General features: G+C 68.0%; 15 protein-coding genes. 9 read left to right on the top strand and 6 right to left on the bottom strand.

Annotated elements, in window-relative coordinates:
- The first annotated feature begins 20 nt into the window (after positions 1–20).
- Entirely contained in the window at positions 21–2,228 is a 2,208-nt protein-coding gene (locus AC3WRR_RS19525; RefSeq protein ID WP_011617009.1) for a TonB-dependent siderophore receptor, read from the top strand.
- Positions 2,229–2,279: 51 nt separating this feature from the next.
- Here AC3WRR_RS19525 and AC3WRR_RS19520 read toward each other — a convergent pair whose 3' ends face one another.
- Entirely contained in the window at positions 2,280–2,954 is a 675-nt protein-coding gene (locus tag AC3WRR_RS19520) for an SOS response-associated peptidase (protein WP_010812445.1), read from the bottom strand.
- Positions 2,955–3,194: 240 nt separating this feature from the next.
- Between AC3WRR_RS19520 and AC3WRR_RS19515 the strand changes: the two genes are divergently transcribed.
- A complete protein-coding gene (locus AC3WRR_RS19515) occupies positions 3,195–4,847 on the top strand; it encodes an AMP-binding protein (RefSeq protein WP_492297882.1) in 1,653 nt (550 codons plus the stop codon).
- A 148-nt stretch (positions 4,848–4,995) separates the two neighbouring features.
- Positions 4,996–5,727 carry a BON domain-containing protein gene (locus AC3WRR_RS19510; protein WP_010812447.1) on the top strand — a complete coding sequence of 244 codons (732 nt, stop codon included), beginning with the start codon at positions 4,996–4,998 and terminating at the stop codon, positions 5,725–5,727.
- Positions 5,728–5,745: 18 nt separating this feature from the next.
- On the opposite strand, the gene AC3WRR_RS19505 is transcribed toward AC3WRR_RS19510, so the two are convergent.
- Positions 5,746–6,828 (bottom strand): GlxA family transcriptional regulator, encoded by a 1,083-nt coding sequence (locus AC3WRR_RS19505; RefSeq protein WP_010812448.1) that lies wholly within the window; start codon positions 6,826–6,828, stop codon positions 5,746–5,748.
- A gap of 185 nt (positions 6,829–7,013) precedes the next feature.
- On the opposite strand from AC3WRR_RS19505, the gene AC3WRR_RS19500 reads away from it, so the two are divergent.
- Together AC3WRR_RS19500 and AC3WRR_RS19495 are read left to right on the top strand one after the other, a co-directional pair.
- Positions 7,014–8,273, top strand: a complete 1,260-nt coding sequence (locus AC3WRR_RS19500; protein ID WP_058697027.1) for a M20/M25/M40 family metallo-hydrolase — start codon at positions 7,014–7,016, stop codon at positions 8,271–8,273.
- A gap of 122 nt (positions 8,274–8,395) precedes the next feature.
- A complete protein-coding gene (locus AC3WRR_RS19495) occupies positions 8,396–8,659 on the top strand; it encodes a hypothetical protein (RefSeq protein WP_010812450.1) in 264 nt (87 codons plus the stop codon).
- Between the two features lie 25 nt (positions 8,660–8,684).
- On the opposite strand, the gene AC3WRR_RS19490 is transcribed toward AC3WRR_RS19495, so the two are convergent.
- Positions 8,685–10,262: a phospholipase D family protein gene (locus tag AC3WRR_RS19490; protein ID WP_492297880.1), complete on the bottom strand. Its 1,578-nt coding sequence runs from the start codon at positions 10,260–10,262 to the stop codon at positions 8,685–8,687.
- 174 nt (positions 10,263–10,436) lie between these two features.
- On the bottom strand, positions 10,437–11,477 hold the full coding sequence (locus tag AC3WRR_RS19485) for an ABC transporter substrate-binding protein (RefSeq protein WP_439669935.1): 1,041 nt from the start codon (positions 11,475–11,477) through the stop codon (positions 10,437–10,439).
- Positions 11,478–12,020: 543 nt separating this feature from the next.
- On the opposite strand from AC3WRR_RS19485, the gene AC3WRR_RS19480 reads away from it, so the two are divergent.
- The gene (locus AC3WRR_RS19480) at positions 12,021–13,019 is read left to right on the top strand and encodes an isopenicillin N synthase family dioxygenase (RefSeq protein WP_011617015.1); all 999 of its coding nucleotides are present in this window, start codon (positions 12,021–12,023) and stop codon (positions 13,017–13,019) included.
- A 102-nt stretch (positions 13,020–13,121) separates the two neighbouring features.
- Here the strand turns inward: AC3WRR_RS19480 and AC3WRR_RS19475 are convergent, their stop codons facing one another.
- Together AC3WRR_RS19475 and AC3WRR_RS19470 are read right to left on the bottom strand one after the other, a co-directional pair.
- On the bottom strand, positions 13,122–13,694 hold the full coding sequence (locus AC3WRR_RS19475) for a superoxide dismutase family protein (protein WP_010812454.1): 573 nt from the start codon (positions 13,692–13,694) through the stop codon (positions 13,122–13,124).
- A gap of 152 nt (positions 13,695–13,846) precedes the next feature.
- Positions 13,847–14,782, bottom strand: a complete 936-nt coding sequence (locus AC3WRR_RS19470; protein ID WP_011617016.1) for a LysR family transcriptional regulator — start codon at positions 14,780–14,782, stop codon at positions 13,847–13,849.
- A 388-nt stretch (positions 14,783–15,170) separates the two neighbouring features.
- On the opposite strand from AC3WRR_RS19470, the gene AC3WRR_RS19465 reads away from it, so the two are divergent.
- The 3 genes from AC3WRR_RS19465 (at position 15,171) to AC3WRR_RS19455 (ending at position 20,941) form a co-directional block, all read left to right on the top strand.
- Positions 15,171–16,136, top strand: coding sequence for an alpha/beta hydrolase (locus AC3WRR_RS19465; RefSeq protein WP_058697030.1), 966 nt, complete (start codon positions 15,171–15,173; stop codon positions 16,134–16,136).
- Between the two features lie 183 nt (positions 16,137–16,319).
- Positions 16,320–17,561: an efflux RND transporter periplasmic adaptor subunit gene (locus AC3WRR_RS19460; protein WP_011617018.1), complete on the top strand. Its 1,242-nt coding sequence runs from the start codon at positions 16,320–16,322 to the stop codon at positions 17,559–17,561.
- 194 nt (positions 17,562–17,755) lie between these two features.
- Entirely contained in the window at positions 17,756–20,941 is a 3,186-nt protein-coding gene (locus tag AC3WRR_RS19455; protein WP_492297878.1) for an efflux RND transporter permease subunit, read from the top strand.
- Positions 20,942–20,945 lie beyond the last annotated feature (4 nt).

Here is a 20,945-nt window from a genome sequence, read left to right as displayed (position 1 = left end):
TACCTTCCGATCCCTGAGTGATGTATTTCCACCCGACCAAGCAGGCAAAGCCGCGCTTTGCCCGCCCCGCGCTTGTCACCCCGCGCGGCCTTTCGCTGACCACCCTTGTATTGAGCCTGCAGGCCGGTGGCGTGTTTGCCCAATCCGGCGAAGTGCCTGCGCCGGCAACGGCCAGTGCCGCGGCAGAACTGCCGGCCGTCACGATCCGCGCCGGCAGCGACGACGAAACCGCCACCGGCCCGGTTCATGGCTTCGTGGCAAAACGCAGCGCCACCGCCACCAAGACCGACACCCCGGTGATGGAGACGCCCCAGTCGATCACCGTCATCACGCGCGACCGGATGGAGGCGCAAGGCGCGCAGAGCGTGCAGCAGGCCATCGGCTACAGCGCCGGCGTCTATGCCGGGCCGTTCGGCAACGACGCCCGCGGCGACTGGGGCCGGTTCCGGGGCACCGAGTTCACGCAGTACCGCGACGGCCTGCTGAACCAGGTCGGCTTCTACAACAACGTGCGGCCCGATGTTTACGCGCTGGAACGCATCGACGTGCTGCGCGGGCCGTCGTCGATGCTGTTCGGGCAGGGCGCGGTCGGCGGCATCCTGAACCTGGTCAGCAAACGCCCGCAGGCTGAGGCGGCGCGCGAGATCGGGGTGCAGTTCGGCAACTACAACCGCAAGCAGGTGCAGGCCGACCTGACCGGCCCGCTCGATGCGGACGGCAAGTGGCTGTACCGGCTGGTGGCGCTGGCGCGCGACAGCGACACGCAGGTGGACTACGTCAAGGACAACCGCTACCTGATCGCGCCTTCGCTGACGTGGCGCCCGAGCCAGGACACCTCGCTCACGCTGCTGGCCAACTTCCAGCGCGATGAAAGCGGGACCTCGGTCGGCTTCTTCCCCTGGCGGGGCACGCTGCAGGCCAACCCGGCCGGCCAGATCCCCGATCACCTGTTTATCAGCGAGCCCGGCTTCGACCGCTACAACGCCGAGCAGGCGTCGGTGGGCTATGAGTTCCAGCACAAGTTCAACGACACCGTGACGGTGCGGCAGAACCTGCGCTATTCGCACAGCACGGTGGACTACCGCAGCATCTACGCGGCCGGTTTCAACGGCGCCGGCCACGGTTGGGTGCCGGGCAGCGATACGCTGATGCGCCGCACGGTCTACCTGAACCAGCCCACGCTGAACTCGTTCGCGGTCGATACCCAGGCGCAGACCAACTTCCGCACCGGCCCGGTCCAGCACACGCTGCTGACCGGCGTCGACTACCAGCACTCAGAGATCACGGGGCGCGCCGGGGTGGGGGGCACGGCCGCGCCGCTCAATGTGTTCAACCCGGTCTACGGCAATTTCACCCTGCCGGGCACGCGCGACCTGAACCCCGCCACGCAGGCGCAGACCGGCCTGTACGTGCAGGATCAGCTGTCGTGGAACAAGTGGCTGCTGATGCTGGGGCTGCGCTATGACTGGTCGCGCGCCGCGCAGGACAACACGCCCTCGGCCAGCCGCGACGACAGCGAGCTGACCAAGCGTGCTGGCCTGATGTACCGCTCGGACATCGGCCTCAACCCGTACGTCAGCTATTCCGAGTCGTTCCAGGGGCTGGCCGGCTTCAACAAGGCCAACCAGGCTTTCAAGCCGCTGCGCGGTTCGCAGTGGGAGGCGGGGATCAAGTACCAGCCGCCGGGCAAGAACGCCACGCTGACCATTGCCGCATTCGATATGCGCGAGAAGAACCGCAAGACCGCCGGCGTGGTCAACGGCATTCCCGATTCAGTCCAGGTGGGCGAGGCACGTACGCGCGGCATCGAGGTTGAGGCACTGGCCTCGCTGTCCAGCCGGCTGGACCTGATCGCAACCTATACCTACCTGGATGCGCGCGTGATCGACGGCACGCCGGCCGAGGTGGGCAAGAAGCTGGCGAGCACGCCGTCGAACATGGCGTCGCTGTGGGCCAACTATCGCTTCAAGCTGTTTGGCGTGCCGGGCTTTGTCGCCGGCGGCGGGGTGCGCTATGTCGGTCCCAGCTATGACGGTGCCGACCAGAACCGGGTGGGCGGCGTCACGCTCTACGACGCGATGATTGCCTATGACCACGGCCCGCTGCGCGTCTCGCTGAATGCCAGCAACCTGTTCGACAAGCAATTCCTGACCACCTGCCTGGCGCGCGGTGACTGCTACTTCGGCGCGCGCCGCACGGTGGTGGGCAGCGTTACCTATCGCTTCTGAGCCGCCTTGCAGGGAAGCGCGCCTGCGGCCGGGGCGGCGATAGCGGCGCGCTTACTCCGAGTCGGGGATTGGCGCTCCCTGCACTTTGGGCGCCGGTTCGGCCCGCATGGCGTCTGCGGGCCAGAGCGTCAGGAAGGTGCGCGCGACCTCGGGATCGCGGCAGGCGAGCCAGTCGTCCCACTGTTCACGCGGCACGATCACCACTGACCGCTTTTCCTCGCCCGGCTTGTGAAAGCGCTGCATCACCGGGTGCTGGGCCGAGTTGATGGTCAGCATGGTGAAGGACAGCGACTGGTCCGGCCAGCTGCGCCACAGGCCCGCAATGCCGAAGGCCGGCTCGCCGGGCAGCCAGACGCGCCAGCGCACCGGCTTGCCGGGTGGGCCGCCGGGCGCTGCATCTTCGGGATATGCAAACTCATAGAACGCCGTGGCCGGCACCAGGCACAGCTGGCCCTGGCGCCAGTAGCGCGCAAAGGCGGGGCGTTCGCCCACGGTCTCGCTGCGGGCATTGGTGGTGTCAAAGCGCCGTGCGCCGGGCGGGATGCGCGGGCGCGGCACCATGCCGAACGAGGCCAGAGCGCCACTGCGCGTGCCATCGTCCGCGGCGCGCACGATCGGCGCCGCGTAGTCCGGATAGGTTTCAGCCTTGTACAGCCCCGGCGGCGGTTCCACGCCGAAGATCTCGCGCAGGATCCGGCTCTGGACCGGGGCGTAGTTGGTGCACATGCGCTGTCTCCTGGCGGCGATGCCCGTATCGTCGGCGCCGGGCGGTGCCGCGTCAAGGGTGCCCGGAGGTGCGTCAGGGTTCACGGCAGGGATGGCAAAAACCGTCAGCCGCGCTGGCGGAATCGGTTATTGCCTGCTCCCGTGGCGCTCGCGCACACTCTTGCGGCAGCCGTTGCGCGCCGGCACCCCGCGCGCAGCGGCCACCTACCAAAAGGCACCAGCCGGAATACAGGAGACATCATGCGCGACTACGCCCAAGCCTTCGACGGATTTTCCTATGACGACGCCGTGGCACGGCAACTGCACGGCAGCCAGGAGGCAATGAACGCCTGCGTCGAATGCTGCGACCGCCACGCGCTGCCGGGCCGTATCGCGCTGTTCTGGGAAGGGCGAGACGGCAATTCGCGCAGCTGGACCTTTACCGAGTTGCAGGCACTGTCCGCGCAGTTTGCCGGCTTCCTGAAGGTGCAGGGCGTGCAGCCGGGCGACCGCGTGGCGGGCCTGCTGCCGCGCAATGCGGAACTGCTGGTGACGATTCTCGGCACCTGGCGCGCCGGCGCGGTGTACCAGCCGCTGTTCACGGCCTTCGGCCCCAAGGCCATCGAGCACCGGCTCAATGCGTCCGGCGCGAAGGTGGTGGTCACCGATGGCGCCAACCGCCCCAAGCTGGATGACGTGGATGGCTGTCCCGCCATCGTCACCGTGGCCGGCGACAAGGGCCGCGGCCTGGTGCGCGGCGACTTCAGCTTCTGGGCCGAACTGGAACGCCAGCCGGCGTCGTTCGAGCCGGTGCCGCGCCGGGGCGACGCCCCCTTCCTGATGATGTTCACCTCCGGCACCACCGGCCCGGCCAAGCCGCTGCTGGTGCCGCTCAAGGCCATTGCCGCGTTTGCCGGCTATATGAGCGACGCGGTCGACCTGCGCGCGGAAGACGCTTTCTGGAACCTGGCCGATCCGGGCTGGGCCTATGGCCTGTATTACGCGGTCACGGGCCCGCTGGCGCTGGGCCATCCCACCACCTTCTACGATGGCCCGTTCACCGTGGAGAGCACATGCCGTGTGATCCGCAAGTACGGCATCACCAACCTGGCCGGCTCGCCCACGGCATACCGGCTGCTGATCGCCGCGGGCGAGGCCGTGTCAGGCCCGCTGCGCGGGCGGCTGCGCGCGGTCAGCAGCGCGGGCGAGCCGCTCAACCCGGAAGTGATCCGCTGGTTTGCCAGCGAGCTGGGCGTGACCATCCACGACCACTACGGCCAGACCGAGCTGGGCATGGTGCTGTGCAACCACCATGCGCTGGCGCATCCGGTGCGCATGGGCGCGGCCGGCTTTGCCAGCCCCGGGCACCGCGTGGTGGTGGTGGACGATGAGCAGCGCGAACTGCCGCCGGGCCGGCCGGGCACGCTGGCGCTGGACCTGAAGCGCTCGCCGATGTGCTGGTTCGGCGGCTATCACGGCACGCCCACCAGCGGGTTTGCCGGCGGCTACTACCTGACCGGCGATTCCGCCGAGCTGAATGACGACGGCAGCATCAGCTTCATAGGCCGGGCCGACGACGTCATCACCACCTCTGGCTACCGCGTGGGCCCGTTCGACGTGGAAAGCGCGCTGATCGAGCACCCGGCCGTGGTCGAGGCCGCGGTGATCGGCAAGCCCGATCCGGAGCGTACCGAACTGATCAAGGCCTTTGTCGTGCTGGACCCGCAATATCGCGCCGCGCCGGAACTGGCCGAGGCGCTGCGCCAGCACGTGCGCAAGCGCCTGGCCGCCCATGCCTACCCGCGCGAGATCGAGTTCGTCGCCGAGCTGCCCAAGACCCCCAGCGGCAAGGTCCAGCGCTTTATCCTGCGCAACCAGGAAGTGGCCCGCGCGCGCGAGGCGGCCGCTGCCTGAGGCCTGAGCCGTTCCCGGACCGCTTCCTATAATGAGGAAGCGGTTGCCAGGCCCCGGGGGTGAAGGAGCCTGCGGCGCCGCGCAAGGCGCGCCTGCAGGCAGGGGCGCGCGTCTTCCATCTCCAGACCAATCGGGCGAGGCGAACAAAATGCAGAGTAGCGAAGCGGTGCTGACGCAGGCGCGCGCAGCCTTGGCGCATGTGCCTTATCAGGGTCATGTCCTCCATCCCACCATCCAGTTGCGGCTTTCTGACGGCGCGCTGATCCTGGAAGGCGAGGTGGCCGATATCGTCGACAAGACCCGGGCCGCGGCGACGGTGCGGCGCGTGGACGGTGTAACCAGCGTGATTGATCACCTGCGCGTGGCCAATGGCGGCATGCAGGTAGGCGACGGCGAACTGCGCGACGCGGTGTGCGAGCGCCTGCTCAATGCCATCGATTTCCGCAATTGCAGGATCTGCGCGCGCGTCAAGGGCAAGCCCGAGGCCATGCGCGAAGCCGTGGGCGAACGCAGCGGCTGGATTGAAGTGGAAGTGCACGACGGCGTGGTCACGCTGTGGGGGCAGGTAATCAGCCTGTCGCACATGCGCCTGGCAGGGGTGCTGGCCTGGTGGTCGCGCGGTTGCCGCTGCGTGGTCAATGAGCTGGTGGTAGCGCCCGCCGAAGCCGACCGCGACGACGAAATCACCGAGGCACTGATGCTGGTGCTGGAGACTGATCCCTTCATCGATGCCGGCCAGGTCAGCGCGCGCACCGAGAACCGCGTGGTGACGCTGGAAGGCTGCGTCGCCAGCGAGGACACGCGGCGCCAGGCCGAGCGCGACGCATGGTACGTGCAGGGCGTTGAGAACGTGGTCAACCACATCGCCTTGCGCACCTGAGCGCTGCCCTGGGCGCGGTCACTCCCCGGTGCCGCGCCGTACCGCGGCATCTTCCATGCGCCAGTAGCGCCGCCGCGCCCGCAGCGCAAAGCGGGCGCGATAGTCTGACATCGACATGCCCGTGGTGCGCTGGAACAGCCGCCGGAACGCGGCGGCGTCGCTGTAGCCGCAGGCTTCGGCAATGCCCTGCGTGCCGTGCAGCGTGACTTCCAGCAGCATGCGTGCGCGCTCCACGCGCAGGGTGTGCAGGTAGTCCAGCGGGCTCAGCCCGGTGACCTGGCGGAAATGCCGCAGCAGCGTGCGTTCGCTGACCGCGGCCGCCTGGGCCACCGCGGCCAGCTTGTAGGGCTCGGACACATGATCCTGCAGCCATTGGATGGCGCGATACACCGGGCTGTCGGCGGTGCGGCTGAGCCAGCGTTGCGACACCAGTGCCGGCACGCTGCGCTGGCGCTCGGGCTGGAACAGCATCAGCCGCGACGCCGCCTGTGCCAGGTCCGGGTCGTGCAGGTGGCCCAGCACGCGCAGCATGAATTCCACCTGCAGCGCCGGCGCCACGCACGAGAACACACGCTGGTGCACGCTCATGGCCTGGTCGCTGCCCAGGTCGCAATGCGGATACTGGCGCATCATCCAGCTCTGGTACATCCACGGCGCGCCGGTCCTGGCGCCGTCGAGCAGCCCCAGCTGCAGCGGAAAGACCATCCCCGACGAACACGCCGCGATCCAGCCGCCGGCCTGCGCATGGCGTTCCACCAGGCGCAGCGCCGCGGCATCGCGCTTCACGATCTCGCCCAGCTGCAGCGCATTGCTGGCCAGCAGGGCCGGGATCACCAGCAGCGTGCGGCGGTCCGCGGCCCGTGCGCGCCGGGTGGAGGACACCAGCCCCGGCAGGTCCGCCGCCAGCGTGCGCCCGTTGCTGCCGCACAGCTGCCAGCTCAGCGTGGGCGCGGCGTCGGGCCGCTGCAGGCTGGCGACGCCGGCCACGGTGCGGAGCACGTCGAGCGTGGTGAACAGGCTGCCCGGCATGGCTTGCGGCAGCCATAGCAGGCGGACATGCAGCGGGATGTTCTGTGACGGCGGCGCGATGGCGGCGGGCATGCCTGGGGGCGTGGTCGGGTGCATGGCGCGAAGAGTTGGCAGGATGCCGTGGCGGGATCGGCATCCGGATTGGCGATATTGATCCTCCCCTAAGGTTCTGGCAAGGGCTAGCATCGTGCCGTTGTGCCGCGGCGCCGCCCGTGCGCCGGGGCATGGCACCAACAAGACCAATCCGAGGAGATTCCATGCCGTTTTCCGTTCGCCACGTTGCCGTTGCCGCCGCCCTGACGCTTGCCGGGGCCGGTACCCTGGCCAGTGCCGCCCAGCCCGATGCCGCGCTGCTGTCCGCCGCGCAGTCGGCCCAGCCCGCGCTGGTGCAGTCGCTCAAGGAGATGGTGTCGATCGAATCCGGCAGCGCCAACGCGAAGGGGCTGGCGCAGATGGCCGGCTATACCGAGAAGCGCCTGCATGCGCTGGGCGCGAAGGTTGAACGCATGCCCGTCACCAAGGGTCCGGGCACCATGGTCAAGGCCACCTTCACCGGTACCGGCAAGCGCCGCATCATGCTGATTGCCCACATGGACACGGTGTATCCGGACAACACCCTCGCCACGCAGCCCATCCGCGAGGAAGGCAACCGGCTGTACGGGCCGGGCATTGCCGACGACAAGGGCGGCATCGCCGTGATCCTGCACTCGCTGGAGATCCTGAAGAACCAGGGCTGGCGCGACTATGCGCAGATCACGGTGCTGTTCAACCCGGACGAGGAGGTCGGCTCGGTCGGCTCCGGCGAAGCCATCGCCGCGCTGGCCGCGCAGCACGACGTGGTGCTGTCGTGCGAGCCGACCGCGGCCAAGGACGTGGTCAAGGCCGAGTCGCTGCTGCTGGGCGCTTCCGGCACCGCCACCGCCACGATGCAGGTCAAGGGCCGCGCATCCCACGCCGGCGCCGCGCCGGAGCGCGGCCGCAATGCGCTGCTCGAACTCGCCCACCAGCTGCAGCAGACGCGCGACACCGCCAGCCTGGTGCCGGGCTCGCAGCTGAACTGGACCCAGGCGCAGGCCGGCACGGTGCGCAACCAGATCCCGGAAAGCGCTGTCGCCTACGGCGATGTGCGCACCACCGCGGCCGGCGCCGCCGAGAAGCTGAAGGTGGCGCTGCAGGACAAGGTCAAGTCCGGCCAGCTGGTGCCGGAGACGCAGACCACGGTGACGATGGAAGAGGGCCGCCCGCCGTTCGTGGCCGACGCGCGCGGCCGCGCGCTGGCCAAGCGCGCGCAGGAGATCTACGCCGAGCTGGACGGCCGCACGCTGGCCCTGGCCGAAGGCACCGGCGGCGCCACTGACGCCAGCTATGCCGCGCGCTCGGGCAAGCCCGCGGTGGTGGAAAGCTTCGGGCTGGCCGGCTTCGGCTATCACGCCCGTGACGAGTACATCGAACTGGACTCGATCGTGCCGCGCCTGTACCTGATGACCCGCATCCTGCAGGATATCGGGCGCAACTGAGCCGGCGCCGCCAGGCCTGCGTTGCCGGCGCCCGGTTGCCCCTCCCGGCAAGCCTGCTACAGTGTCATGGCTGCCCGCATGCGGCGGCCATGACAAAAGAGACCTTGCAGGGGGAGACAGAGATGAACCGCAAAGGCTTGCTGGACGCGGCCACGGCACTGGAAGACCTGGCCGCCGGCCGCACCCCCGCACCCGCGCAGGTGGCCGCCGGTGCCGCCGCGCTGGAAAAAATCCACGCCGATTACCCGGCCTGGCGCGACGTGGGCGATGCCTTGTTTGGCCTGAAGGCGCTGGCCGGCGGCAGCGGCATGGCGCTGGACACCAAGGGGCGCCAGCGCGCCGGCCGGCTGGCCGATGTGGTGCGCAGCCTGCTCGACCAGATCTGAGGGGCGGTGCTCCCGGGAACCCGTTCTACAGCATCGACTCGATCGGCAGGATCGACAGGAACCAGATGCCAAGCCGGCGCCACCAGCTGGTGTTCGGCTCGGTGTCGTGGCGGATGACTTCGTCGTCGCGCCGTTCCAGCCAGTACAGCTTGCCGGTTTCATCGAGCTTGACCTGGTAGGCCGCGCGCGGCACCACGCTGGCGAAGGTGGATTCGATCCGGCCGGCCAGATCCGGGCTGTCGATGACGAAGCCCAGTTCGGTGTTGATCGTGGCCGAGCGCGGGTCGAAATTGAACGAGCCCACGAAGACCCGGGTGCCGTCGACGGCAAAGGTCTTGGCGTGCAGGCTGGAGCCCGAGCTGCCAAAGGGGCCGGCGCGCTCTTCCTTCTTGCCGGGCGCGGCCGAGCGGCGCAGCTCATACAGGTCCACGCCAGCTTCCAGCAGTGCCTTGCGCCGCTTGGCATAGCCCGAATGCACGGCGGCCACGTCGGTGGCTTCCAGCGCATTGGTCAGCACGCGCACCGCCACGCCGCGCCTGGCCATGTCGGCAAAATAGGACGTGCCGCCCGTCGATGGCACGAAGTAGGGCGAGACCAGGTCAAGCTCGCGCTGCGGGTCGCCCAGGATTTCACGCAGCTGGTGCGCCACCAGGGTGTCGCGCGATGCCTCGCCGAGCGCCTTGGCCGGGTTGTCGCTGACCATGCGCGTTTTTGCCCACTGGAACCGCAGCGTGCCGTCCAGCATCCGCTGCACGTCAGGCAGGTCGCGCACCGCGGCCAGGTAGGCGGCGGCAGCGGGGTTCTGCTCGACTGCGCGGGCATTGCTGACCAGCGCCTGCAGCCGTTCGACGCTGACCGGCGGCACCAGCCGGTCCACCGGGTAGGCCGACGCACTGGACCAGTAGCGGTCGAAATCGTGCGCCACGTCGCCGGCCGCGGGCCCGATGGCGATCACGTCGAGGTCGGCAAACAGCACGCCATCGGTGGCGCCGAAGTATTCGTCGCCGACATTGCGCCCGCCGATGATGGTGGCGACGCCGTCGGCGGTGAAGGACTTGTTGTGCATGCGCCGGTTCAGGCGCCGGAAATCAGTCAGGAAATTGAGCGCCTTGGGGTGGCGGATCACGAACGGGTTGAATATCCGCACCTCGACCTGCGGATGCGCGTCCATGGCCGCCAGCCATTCGTCCATGCCGGCGATGCCGTTGTCGTCAAGCAGCAGGCGCACGCGCACGCCGCGGTCGGCGGCTTCATGCAGCGTTTCCAGCAGCAGGGTGCCGGTCAGGTCGTCGCGCCAGATGTAGTACTGGACGTCTAGCGTGCGCTGCGCGGTGCGCGCCAGATGCACGCGCGCGGCGAAGGCAGCGTAGGCATTCTCGAGCGGATGGATGCCGCTCAGGCCCGGATGGCGCACCACTTCGCCGGCCACCGCCTGGCCCAGCGGCGTGGCCTGGGATTCGGCGGGCGTCAGCGCAAAGGATTCGGTGCGGGGATCCAGCGGCGGCAAGGCGCAGCCGCCGAGCAGGGCCGCACCGCACAGCAGCAGCGAATTGGCGCGCAGGCGGCGGTGGGGGGCGAACGCGGCGTCTGTCGGCGATGGCATGGCGGGTCCTGTCGGGCCCCTCGCGGGGTCCGATCGTTACGGCAATGCCGCCATGTTGCCATGCCGCGCGGGCCGCGGGCTTAATTACGCACCGGGAGCGGGAAGTGGTGGCGCGCCACGGGGCTCCGGCGCATCGCTCAGGCCAGGGACGATATAGAGACGGGCGTGCTCTCCTTACGCCTTGAGGCGGCGGTCCGATGGCGCTGGCAGGAACTGGTCAGTCCAGATGTCCGCCACCGTCAGCGGCGCCTTGATGCCGAAGGCGCCGACGGTTTCATCCAGCGTTGCCTGCAGCCGTGCCGGCGTGGCCGCGCCCCAGCCGTCGCGCCGGGTGTCGGGCGTCTTCATGGTGCCGTCGACGATCAGGCGCAGGCGCTCAGTCTCCAGCGCCTGGTCGGCCAGCGGCTCGCGCGCCTTGACCGCGGCACCGCCCGCGGCGGGATCGGCAATGGCGTCGAGCCAGCCGCGGGTAGAGGCCTTGACGAAGGCCTTCATCACCTCCGGATCGGATGTCATGCTCTTGCGGTTGGCCACCAGCCCGTTGCCGTAGGACTTCATGCCGTAGTCCGAGAAGCGGAACACGGTGATCTTCTCTGGCCCCATGCCGCGCGCCTTCAGGTTCACCAGGCCGGTGAAGAAGAAGTAGGCGGCGGCATCGAAGTCGCCCTTGACGAAGCGCGTGTCGCCGATATCGGGCGTGACGCTCTCCCACTTCACGCCGCCGGGGTCGAAGCCCTGTGCCCTGGCGAAGACCGGGAACAGCTTGCGCGAGGCATTGAACGGCTGGCCCAGGATGGACTTGCCGGCCAGGTCCGCTGGCCTGACGATGCCGCTGCCCTTGCGCACCAGGATCGCGTTCGGATTCAGGTCATACTGGATGGCCACCGCCTTGAGCGCGGCGGACGGATTGGTGGTGTTGAATTCGATCATCGCCGCGAGGTCGGCCGAGGCGCAGTCATAGGCGCCGCCCGCGACCAGGCTGATGGCCGAGGCCGAGCCGTTGCCGGTATCGATGGTGACGTCCAGCCCGGCGTCCTTGTAGTAGCCGCGCTGGTGCGCCAGCAGGAACCCCGCGCCCGAGGCTTCCACCTTCCAGCCGAGATTGAACTTGAACTTCTGCAGCGAGCCCGCCGCGCGGACATGGGGCACCGCGAACGGGGCGGCGGCAAGCAGGGCGGTGGCGCCAGTGGCGCGCAGGAAGGAACGGCGACGCATGTCTTTCTCCGGAACGAATGTCACTGGACGATGCGTGCGCGGGCCGGTGGCGCGGGTGCGGAAGGAGAGCGTGGCCTCCCAGGACGCCGGCACCACGCCGCGCCGGCATGCGGCCAGGGCATGCGCGGGGACCGTGCACATCATCGGGAGCAATTTCCGGGCGGCGTGCCGCTGAACGCTTCTACTCCGCTGCGGTTTCAGCAGGATCCGTGCCGGGCGCTGCGCGGCGCCATGCACCAAGCCGTCGCCCGGCATGCGCCATCACGGCGCAAGCCCCGGCGCAATCGCTGCGATCCCGGTGCAAAAACCCCTGGCCCGGAACCTGCATAACCTCGGGCAAGAGTAGAAGCGTTCACCATCCGCGCGGCGCGTCGCAGACGCACGCCGGATGGCCGGGAATTGCTCTTGAAGTCCGTGCCTCTCGCCATCGCGCAGGCTGGCACAGGCGACCTCAGGAGCGCGTTGTCCCGGCGTGCGTTGCCATGGTGGTCTGCCTGTGCCGGCGAGGGGCCAATCCCTGACCCGCTTTGCACAAGGAACACCATGAGCCAACCAGACACCGCCTACGCCCTGGCCGAACTCCACCGCGAATCGCGCATGGGCGCGTTCGGTTCGGAAACCCGCCAGCGCGAGATCCGCCGCATCGACCTGTCCGACTACGCGCGGCGCAAGGCGCAGATCGCCGACGAACTGTGGCAGGCATCGGTCGACGTCGGCTTCTTCCAGATCGCCAACCACGGCATCGACCTGACCAGCGTGCGCGAAGCCTTTGCCATGACCGAGCGCTTCTTCGCGCTGCCTGACGCCGTCAAGGCGCAATACCCGCTGCAGAAGGCCAACAACGCCGGCTGGGAAAGCCGCGCGCAGGTGCGCCCCTCGACCGGCACCCCGGACCAGAAGGAGTCCTACCAGATCACGCGCCCGCACATGGCCGGGCTGTGGCCCGGCGATGACGAACTGGAAGGCTTTCGCGCCACCATGCTCGCCTTCGAGGCGCAATGCTGGGAGGTGGGAATGAAGGTGCTGTCATGCTTCGCCGGCAAGCTCGGCTTTGCCAGCGACTTCTTCACGCAGGCGCACGATCCGCGGGCGCCGGACTACCAGAGCACGCTGCGGCTGCTGCACTACTACGCGATCCCGCCCGAACTGCGCGACAAGCTGGAGCTCTGGCGCGCCGGCGCGCATACGGATTTCGATTGCCTGACGCTGCTGTTTCAGCGCCCCGGCCAGGGCGGGCTGCAGGTCTGCCCCGGCAAGGAGATGGAGGCGCAGGCATGGACCCCGATCGAGCCGGACGAGGAAGTCATCACCTGCAATATTGGCGACATGCTGATGCGCTGGAGCGACGACCGGCTGCCGTCGAACTTCCACCGCGTGCGCAATCCCGCGCCGGATGAATACATGGGCCCGCGCTACAGCATGGCGTTCTTCTGCCAGGCCAACCGAGGTGCGATGATCGAAGGGCCGGGTGGCAAGTATCCGCCGATCAGCGCGGGGGACTACCTGCGGCAGCGGGTGAATGCGAATTTCAAGGGGTATTGAGGCGCGGAAGAATTTCCATGCCGACGGTCTGCTCCCCTCTCCCGCTTGCGGGAGAGGGGGTCCACCCGCAGTCGCTGGACGCGCCGGTAGTGAGCCTACGACTTACGAAGCCGCGACAACCCCGCAAGCAATCCGCCCGCCCGCATTACCGGTCGGCTGCGTCTTGTAGTCGTCCGGATCCTTGTGTACCACCACCGCGCGGCCGATCACCCCGTTGGCGCCCGTGCCAACGGTCAGGTCCGGCAGCAGCATGCTGACGCGAACGTTGCCGCTGGCGTCCGCGGTGACGTTGTTCATGTCGCCGGCATGGTGGTCAGGCATGGTCATCTGGCCGTGGGGCTTGCCGGTCGGGTTGAAGTGGCCGCCCGCGCTCATCGCGTCAGGCGCGGAGCAGTCGCCCTTCTCATGGACGTGGAAGCCGTGCACGGAGTTGGGCGGCAGGCCGGTGATCGCCGCAGTCATCATCACGCCGCCGGGCTGCTGCTGGAAGGTCACGGTGCCGCCAGTATTGCTGCCGCTCTTGGGCTGGAGCGTGGCCGCCGCCCTGGCGCTGCTGCTGGCGCTGGTGCCGGACGCGCTGGCCGCAGACGAGGAGCTCATGCCGGAGCCGGCGCAGCCGGCCAGTGCAATGGTCGCGGCGATGCAGGCCGCCAGGGGGGGAAGCACTTGTTTCATCGGACTCCTCTTCTTGTCATGATTTCGGAAGAAACAGTATAGGCTGGCCGGCGCCAGGCCGATTTCCGGTTTTGTCCTACATGCCGCACTAGACTGAGTGCACTAGTGTCCTGTTCCGTAGATACGGAACAGGACACTAGCCAATCACGCCATCAGGCTGCGGCTGCCAGCCGCTGCTGTGCCGCACCAAAGTGCGGGTGGCGCGAGAACAGGTCCGCTGCCCAGTTGACGAACACCCGCACCTTGGCCGACAGGTGCCGGTTCTGCGGATACATCGCCGAGATCGGCAGTTCTTCGGTCTGCCAGTCGGTCATGACCTCCACCAGCCGGCCGCTGGCCACATAGGGCTCGGCCATGGCGCGCGAGACCCGTGCCACGCCGTGGCCTTCCAGGGCGCAGCCCATGTAGACATCGGCATCGTTGGTGGAAATGGCCGACGGCAGCAGCACCTCGCTGCGCTCCATGCCGCGCGCCATGGGCCACGGCATCTCACGGCCGGTGCGGTTGGACAGGAAATTGACCGCCTTGTGCTGGGCCAGTTCGGCCAGGTCGTGCGGGGTGCCGAAGCGGTTCAGGTAGATCGGCGAGGCGTAGAACGCCAGTTGTACATGGCCGATGCGGCGGGCCACCATGGATTCCTCGACCGGCGTGCCCACGCGCAGCACCACGTCCACGCCTTCCTGCAGCAGGTCGATCGGCTTGCCGTTGATGGTCAGGTCCAGCTTCAGGTCCGGGTAGGCCTGGAAGAATTCGTGCAGGTGGGGCACCAGCACCAGCTGCGCCAGCCCCGCGGTGGTGTCCACCGACAGCGTGCCGCGTGGCGAGTTGTTCTGCCGCGTCAGCGACTGCTCGGCTTCCTCGACATCGGCCAGGATGCGCACGCACCGTTCGTAATAGGCCGCGCCGTCGTTGGTCACGCTGATGCGGCGCGTGGTCCGGTGCAGCAGCTTGACGCCCAGGTGGGTTTCCAGGTTCTGGATCAGGCGGGTCAGCGTGGCCTTGGGCAAGTCCATCGATTCCGCGGCGCGCGCAAAGCTGCCGACGTCCACGACCCGGGTGAATGCCTGCATTGATACGAGACGGTCCATGATGAGGTTCCGACGATAGATCCGAACGGCGTGCCGCGCGCGCTCGTGACGCACGTGGCCATGCTGGTTGTTGTTGTGGGGAGTCTGCCGGCTGGCTGGTACAGGGACTGCGCGCTGGCTGGGCGCGGGTTCCGGCATGGATTTCTGATCGGGCGCGCACCGGCCTGGCAGACCGCCGCGCGTGCCGAGAGCCGCAGTGAATCACAAAATCCAAGACCTTGTCATGCGTGGGGATATGCGGTTTCAGTGGCATGACGGGGCGGTTTGCGATTATTCCAATCCCGGAACAGTGCATTGGCGATCTCTCGCTTTATCCCATCCTCGTCAATCACCATAATCCGTTGCATCGCAACACTCAAGCGCATTGTTTCCGCCGTGCGCCAACGCCATGTCCGAGAAGCCAGGCCAACGCCCTGATGCAGCCAGCGCCGCCTCTGCCCCCACGGCAGCCGGGCAGGGGCAGGTGCGCGTGGCCGAGCATACGGTGACCAGTGACGGGCGCGAGATCCTGGTTCGGGTGTGCTACCCGGCGGGCTATCCGGCGCCGGGCGCCGAGGGCGCCGCGCTGCTGCCCTGGCTGGTGTACCTGCATGCCGGCGGCTTCGTCGAAGGCGGCCTGGAACACGCATGCCATCTGGTGCAGGACCTGGCCACCACGGTGCCGGCGGTGGTGGTAACGCCGGCGTATTCGCTGGCGCCGGACCATCCGTTCCCGGCGGCGCCGGAGGACGCGCACAGCACGGTGCAGTGGGTGCTGCGCAATGCCCGGCGGCTGAAGCTGGACAAGACCCGCTTTGCGCTGGTGGGCGAGGAGGCCGGGGGCAACCTGGCGATCGCGCTGGCGCAGATGCTGCGCGACCGCGGCACCGCGCAACCGCGCGGGCAATGGCTGATCCGCCCGGTGACGGACCCGTGCCTGCAGCATGCGTCCTGCGCGGGGTTCGACGGCGGGCAGGTGCCGATGGACACCCTGCGGCGCCTGGCCGACAACTATCGCGACTACCTGCCGACGCCGGCGGATACGGTGCATCCGTATGCCGCCCCGGCGCTGGCCTCGCGCCTGGCCGGGCTGCCGCCCACGCTGGTCCAGGTGGCTGAATACGACGCGCTGCGTGCCGAAGGCGAAGCCTTCGCCGGGCGCCTGGCCAAGGCCGGTGTGCCCGCCCAGGCCATGATCATGCCCGGCGCCTGCGGCGACGGCGTGGAAGAGGCCCATGACAGCTGTCAGGCATGGGTCGACGAAGGTGCGCGGTTCCTGCGGCGATGTCTGGCCGCGGCCGACGATACCTCATCCCTGACTGAACGCCGCGCTGACGCCAACGCCAGCCGGCCTGGAGCCAAGCCCGCCGGCTGAGCCGCTCCAGACAACCGCCAGCCGGCTCTGTTTCGGCCAGAGCCAGGACCGCCGCGACACGCAAGCGGTCCTAAGTCCGACCATCAGTTTGGCCATGGTTCCGGTCCGCCCACGCGGACCGGCAGGCGGCGTTCGGCCATTTGCTTTTCCGGTTGAAGAAAACCCGATCCAGGAGTTTGAGAAATGCAGCAGCAGAAACGACGTACTTTGATTGCCCTCGCCATCGTCGTGGTGCTGGGCGCCGGCGTGGCCGGCTCGATCTTGCGCCCGTGGCATGGCGGCGAAGCCCATGCCAACACCCCGCCGCCCGCGCCGGCGATTGAAGTGGCCGCCGTGGTCGGCCAGACCATCACCGAGTGGGATGAGTTCTCCGGACGGGTCGAGGCCGTGGAGCGCGTCGAGATCCGCCCGCGCGTCGGCGGCACCATTGACGCCGTGCACTTCCGCGAGGGCGCGCTGGTGAAGAAGGGCGACCCGCTCTTCACGATTGACCCGCGTCCTTATGCCGCGGAAGTCGCCCGTGCCGACGCCGCGCTGGGCGCGGCGCAGGTGCGCGCCGCCCATGCGCAGAGCGAACAGACGCGCGCCCAGCGGCTGCTGGACGACAACGCGATCTCGAAGCGCGAGTTCGACGAGCGCATCAACGCGGCCCGCGAAACCAGTGCCAACGTGCGGGCTGCCCAGGCGCAGCTGGAAACCGCACGCCTGAACCTGGCCTACACCCGCATCACCGCGCCGGTCGCCGGGCGCGTGTCGCGCGCCGAGATCACCGTCGGCAACCTGGTGGCTGCGGGCACGGGCTCGCCGGCCCTGACCACGGTGGTGTCGGTGTCGCCGATCTATGCAAGTTTCGAGATCGACGAGCAGAGCTACCTGCGCTACACCGCGCCGGGTGCCGGCGGTGGCCAGCCCAACCTGCCGGTCTACCTGGGCCTGGCCAACGAGGACGGCAATCCGCATGAGGGCAAGATCCAGTCGGTCGACAACCGCCTGGACCCGCGCAGCGGCACCATCCGCGTGCGCGCGGTGTTCCAGAACGAAGACGGGCGCCTGCTGCCGGGACTGTACGCCAAGGTCAAGCTGGGCGGCGGCGCGCCGCATGCGGCGGTGCTGGTCAATGACCGCGCCATCGGCACCGACCAGGGCAAGAAGTTCGTGCTGGTGGTCGACAAGACCAACAAGCTGGTCTACCGCGAAGTGGAACTGGGGCCTAACCATGACGGCCTGCGCGTGGTGCGCAAGGGCCTGAAGCCGGGCGAGACCATCGTCGTCAATGGCCTGCAGCGCGTGCGGCCGGGCGACACGGTCCAGCCCAAGCCGGTGGCGATGGCCTTCCGCAGCGAACTGGAACCACGCGGCACTACGCCTGACCGCAAGCAGGCTGCGAGCGAGAAGGGCGAAGCCGACGTGAAGCCGGTGAGCTGAGTCATGCGAGCCGATGGTTTGCTCCCCTCTCCCGCTGAGGGGAGAGGGAGCCGGCCTGAGCGATGTTTGATTCCGTCGCTTATGGTAACCACGTGAACCCGCACACCCAGCGCCCCTAGTTTTTTTCGCTCCCAAAGCAGTTGATGGTGCCCGCCATGGCGGGCCGCCAGGGGAGCGTTTTTGCAGAGACCAAGATGAATCTCTCTAAATTTTTTATCGACCGCCCCATCTTCGCGGGGGTGCTGTCGGTGCTGATCTTCCTGATTGGCGCCATATCGATGTTCAAGCTACCGATCTCGGAGTACCCGGAAGTGGTGCCGCCGTCGGTGGTCGTGCGCGCGCAGTTTCCGGGCGCCAACCCCAAGGTGATTGCCGAGACCGTCGCTTCGCCGTTGGAAGAGCAGATCAACGGCGTCGAAGACATGCTGTACATGTCTTCGCAGTCCAACAGCGACGGCCTGCTCACGCTGACCGTGACCTTCAAGCTGGGCACCGACCCGGACAAGGCCCAGCAGCTGGTGCAGAACCGCGTCTCGCAGGCCGAGCCGCGCCTGCCGGAAGACGTGCGCCGGCTGGGCATCACCACGGTCAAGAGCTCGCCGGACCTGACCATGGTGGTCCACCTGGTCTCGCCCAACGACCGCTATGACATGACCTACCTGCGCAACTACGCGGTGATCAACGTCAAGGACCGGCTGGCGCGCCTGCAGGGCGTGGGCCAGGTGCAGCTGTTCGGCTCGGGCGACTACGCCATGCGCGTCTGGCTCAATCCGGAGAAGATGGCCGAGCGCCAGCTCGCCACCAGCGACGTGGTCAGGGCCATCCGCGAGCAGAACGTGCAGGTGGCGGCCGGCGTGATCGGCCAGTCGCCGGCGCTGCCGGGCGCGGACCTGCAGCTGTCGGTCAATGCGCAGGGCCGCCTGAGCACGGTGGAGGAGTTCGGCGATATCGTCGTGCGCACTTCCGCAGACGGTGCCGTCACGTACCTGAAGGACGTTGCCCGCATCGAGCTGGGCGCGTCTGAGTACGCACTGCGCTCGCTGCTGGACAACAAGCCGGCGGTGGCCATTCCCATCTTCCAGGCGCCGGGCTCCAACGCCATCCAGATCTCGGATGACGTGCGCAAGACCATGGAAGAGCTCAAGCAGAACTTCCCGGACGGCATCGACTACAGCATTGTCTATGACCCCACGCAGTTCGTGCGCCACTCCATCGAGGCGGTGACGCATACGCTGTTCGAGGCCATTGCGCTGGTGGTGCTGGTGGTGATCCTGTTCCTGCAGACCTGGCGCGCGTCGATCATCCCGCTGCTGGCGGTGCCGGTGTCGATCGTCGGTACCTTCGGGCTGATGCATGCGTTCGGCTTCTCGATCAACGCGCTGTCGCTGTTCGGGCTGGTGCTGGCCATCGGTATCGTGGTCGATGATGCGATCGTGGTGGTGGAAAACGTCGAGCGCAATATCGAAGAGGGGCTGACGCCGAAGGAGGCCACCTACAAGGCCATGCGCGAAGTCAGCGGCCCCATCATCGCCATCGCGCTGACGCTGATCGCCGTGTTCGTGCCGCTGGCCTTCATGACGGGCCTGACCGGCCAGTTCTACAAGCAGTTCGCGCTGACCATCTCGATCTCGACCATCATCTCGGCGTTCAACTCGCTGACGCTGTCGCCGGCACTGTCGGCACTGCTGCTCAGGAGCCATGACGCGCCCAAGGACTGGTTGTCGCGCAGGATGGACCGCGTGTTCGGCGGTTTCTTCAAGCGCTTCAACCGCTTCTTCGGCCGCAGCGCTGAAAGCTATGGCCGTGGGGTGAAGGGCGTGATCCGCCGCAAGGGCTCGGTATTCGGGGTCTACGCGGTGATGCTGGCGCTGACCTGGGGCGTGTTCCAGCTGGTGCCCAAGGGCTTTGTGCCGGCGCAGGACAAGCAGTACCTGGTGGGCTTTGCCAAGCTGCCGGACGGCGCCACGCTGGACCGCACCGAGGACGTGATCCGCAAGATGAGCGATATCGCGCTCAAGCATCCGGGCGTGGAATCGGCGGTGGCCTTCCCGGGCCTGTCGATCAACGGCTTCACCAACAGCCCCAGCGCCGGCATCGTCTTCGCCACGCTCAAGCCGTTCGAGGAGCGCAAGACCAAGGAGCTGTCCGGCGCGGCGATCGCGGCCGACCTGAACCAGAAGTACGCGGCCGTTCAGGATGCCTTTATCGCGGTGTTCCCGCCGCCGCCTGTGCAGGGCCTGGGCACCATCGGCGGTTTCAAGCTGATGATCGAGGATCGTGCGGCGCTGGGCTATGACGCGCTGTTCGAGGCCACCAACGCGTTTGCCAACAAGGCGCGCGCCACGCCCGAGCTGACCGGCATCTTCAGCAACTACCAGGTCAACGTGCCGCAGCTCGACGTCAAGCTGGACCGCGTCAAGGCCAAGCAGCTGGGCGTGCCGGTGACCGAGGTGTTCGACACGCTGCAGACCTACCTGGGCTCGGCCTATGTCAACGACTTCAACAAGTTCGGCCGGACCTACCAGGTCAAGGTGCAGGCAGACGCGCCGTTCCGCGCCCATGCCGAGGACATCCTGCAGCTGAAGACGCGCAACGCCGCCGGCGACATGGTGCCGCTGTCGTCGCTGGTGCAGGTCAAGCAGGGCTTTGGTCCGGACAGCGTGGTGCGCTACAACGGCTTTACCGCCGCCGACATGAACGGCGGGCCCGCGCCCGGGTTCTCGTCGGGCCAGGCCCAGGCCGCGGCCGAGCGCATTGCCGCCGAGACCCTGCCCAAGGGCATGAAGTTCGAATGGACCGAGCTGACCTACCAGGACATCCTGGCCGGCAATGCGGGGGTGTGGATCTTCCCGCTGTGCGTGCTGCTGGTGTTCCTGGTGCTGGCTGCCCAGTACGAAAGCCTGACGCTGCCGCTGGCGGTGATCCTGATCGTGCCGATGAGCCTGCTGGCGGCGATGACCGGGGTGTGGCTGACGCAGGGCGACAACAACATCTTCACGCAGATCGGCTTCATCGTGCTGGTGGGCTTGTCAGCGAAGAACGCGATCCTGATCGTGGAGTTTGCGCGCGAACTGGAGCATCACGGCCGCACCGTGGTGCAGGCCGCGATCGAAGCCAGCCGCCTGCGCCTGCGCCCGATCCTGATGACCTCGTTCGCTTTCATCATGGGCGTGGTGCCGCTGGTGATCTCCACCGGCGCCGGCTCCGAGATGCGCCATGCCATGGGCGTGGCAGTGTTCGCGGGCATGCTCGGCGTGACCTTCTTCGGGCTGTTCCTGACGCCGGTGTTCTATGTGGCGCTGCGCCTGCTGGCCACGCGCGGCCAGCGCCGCACGGCCACACAAGAGCAGGGCGCGCAACTGACGGCATCGGCTGAATAATGGT

The organism is Cupriavidus sp. FW305-3-2-15-C-LB2, from assembly GCF_058787575.1.
Note: the sequence above shows the minus strand (reverse complement) of the source record. Positions and strands in the feature narration are given on the sequence as shown.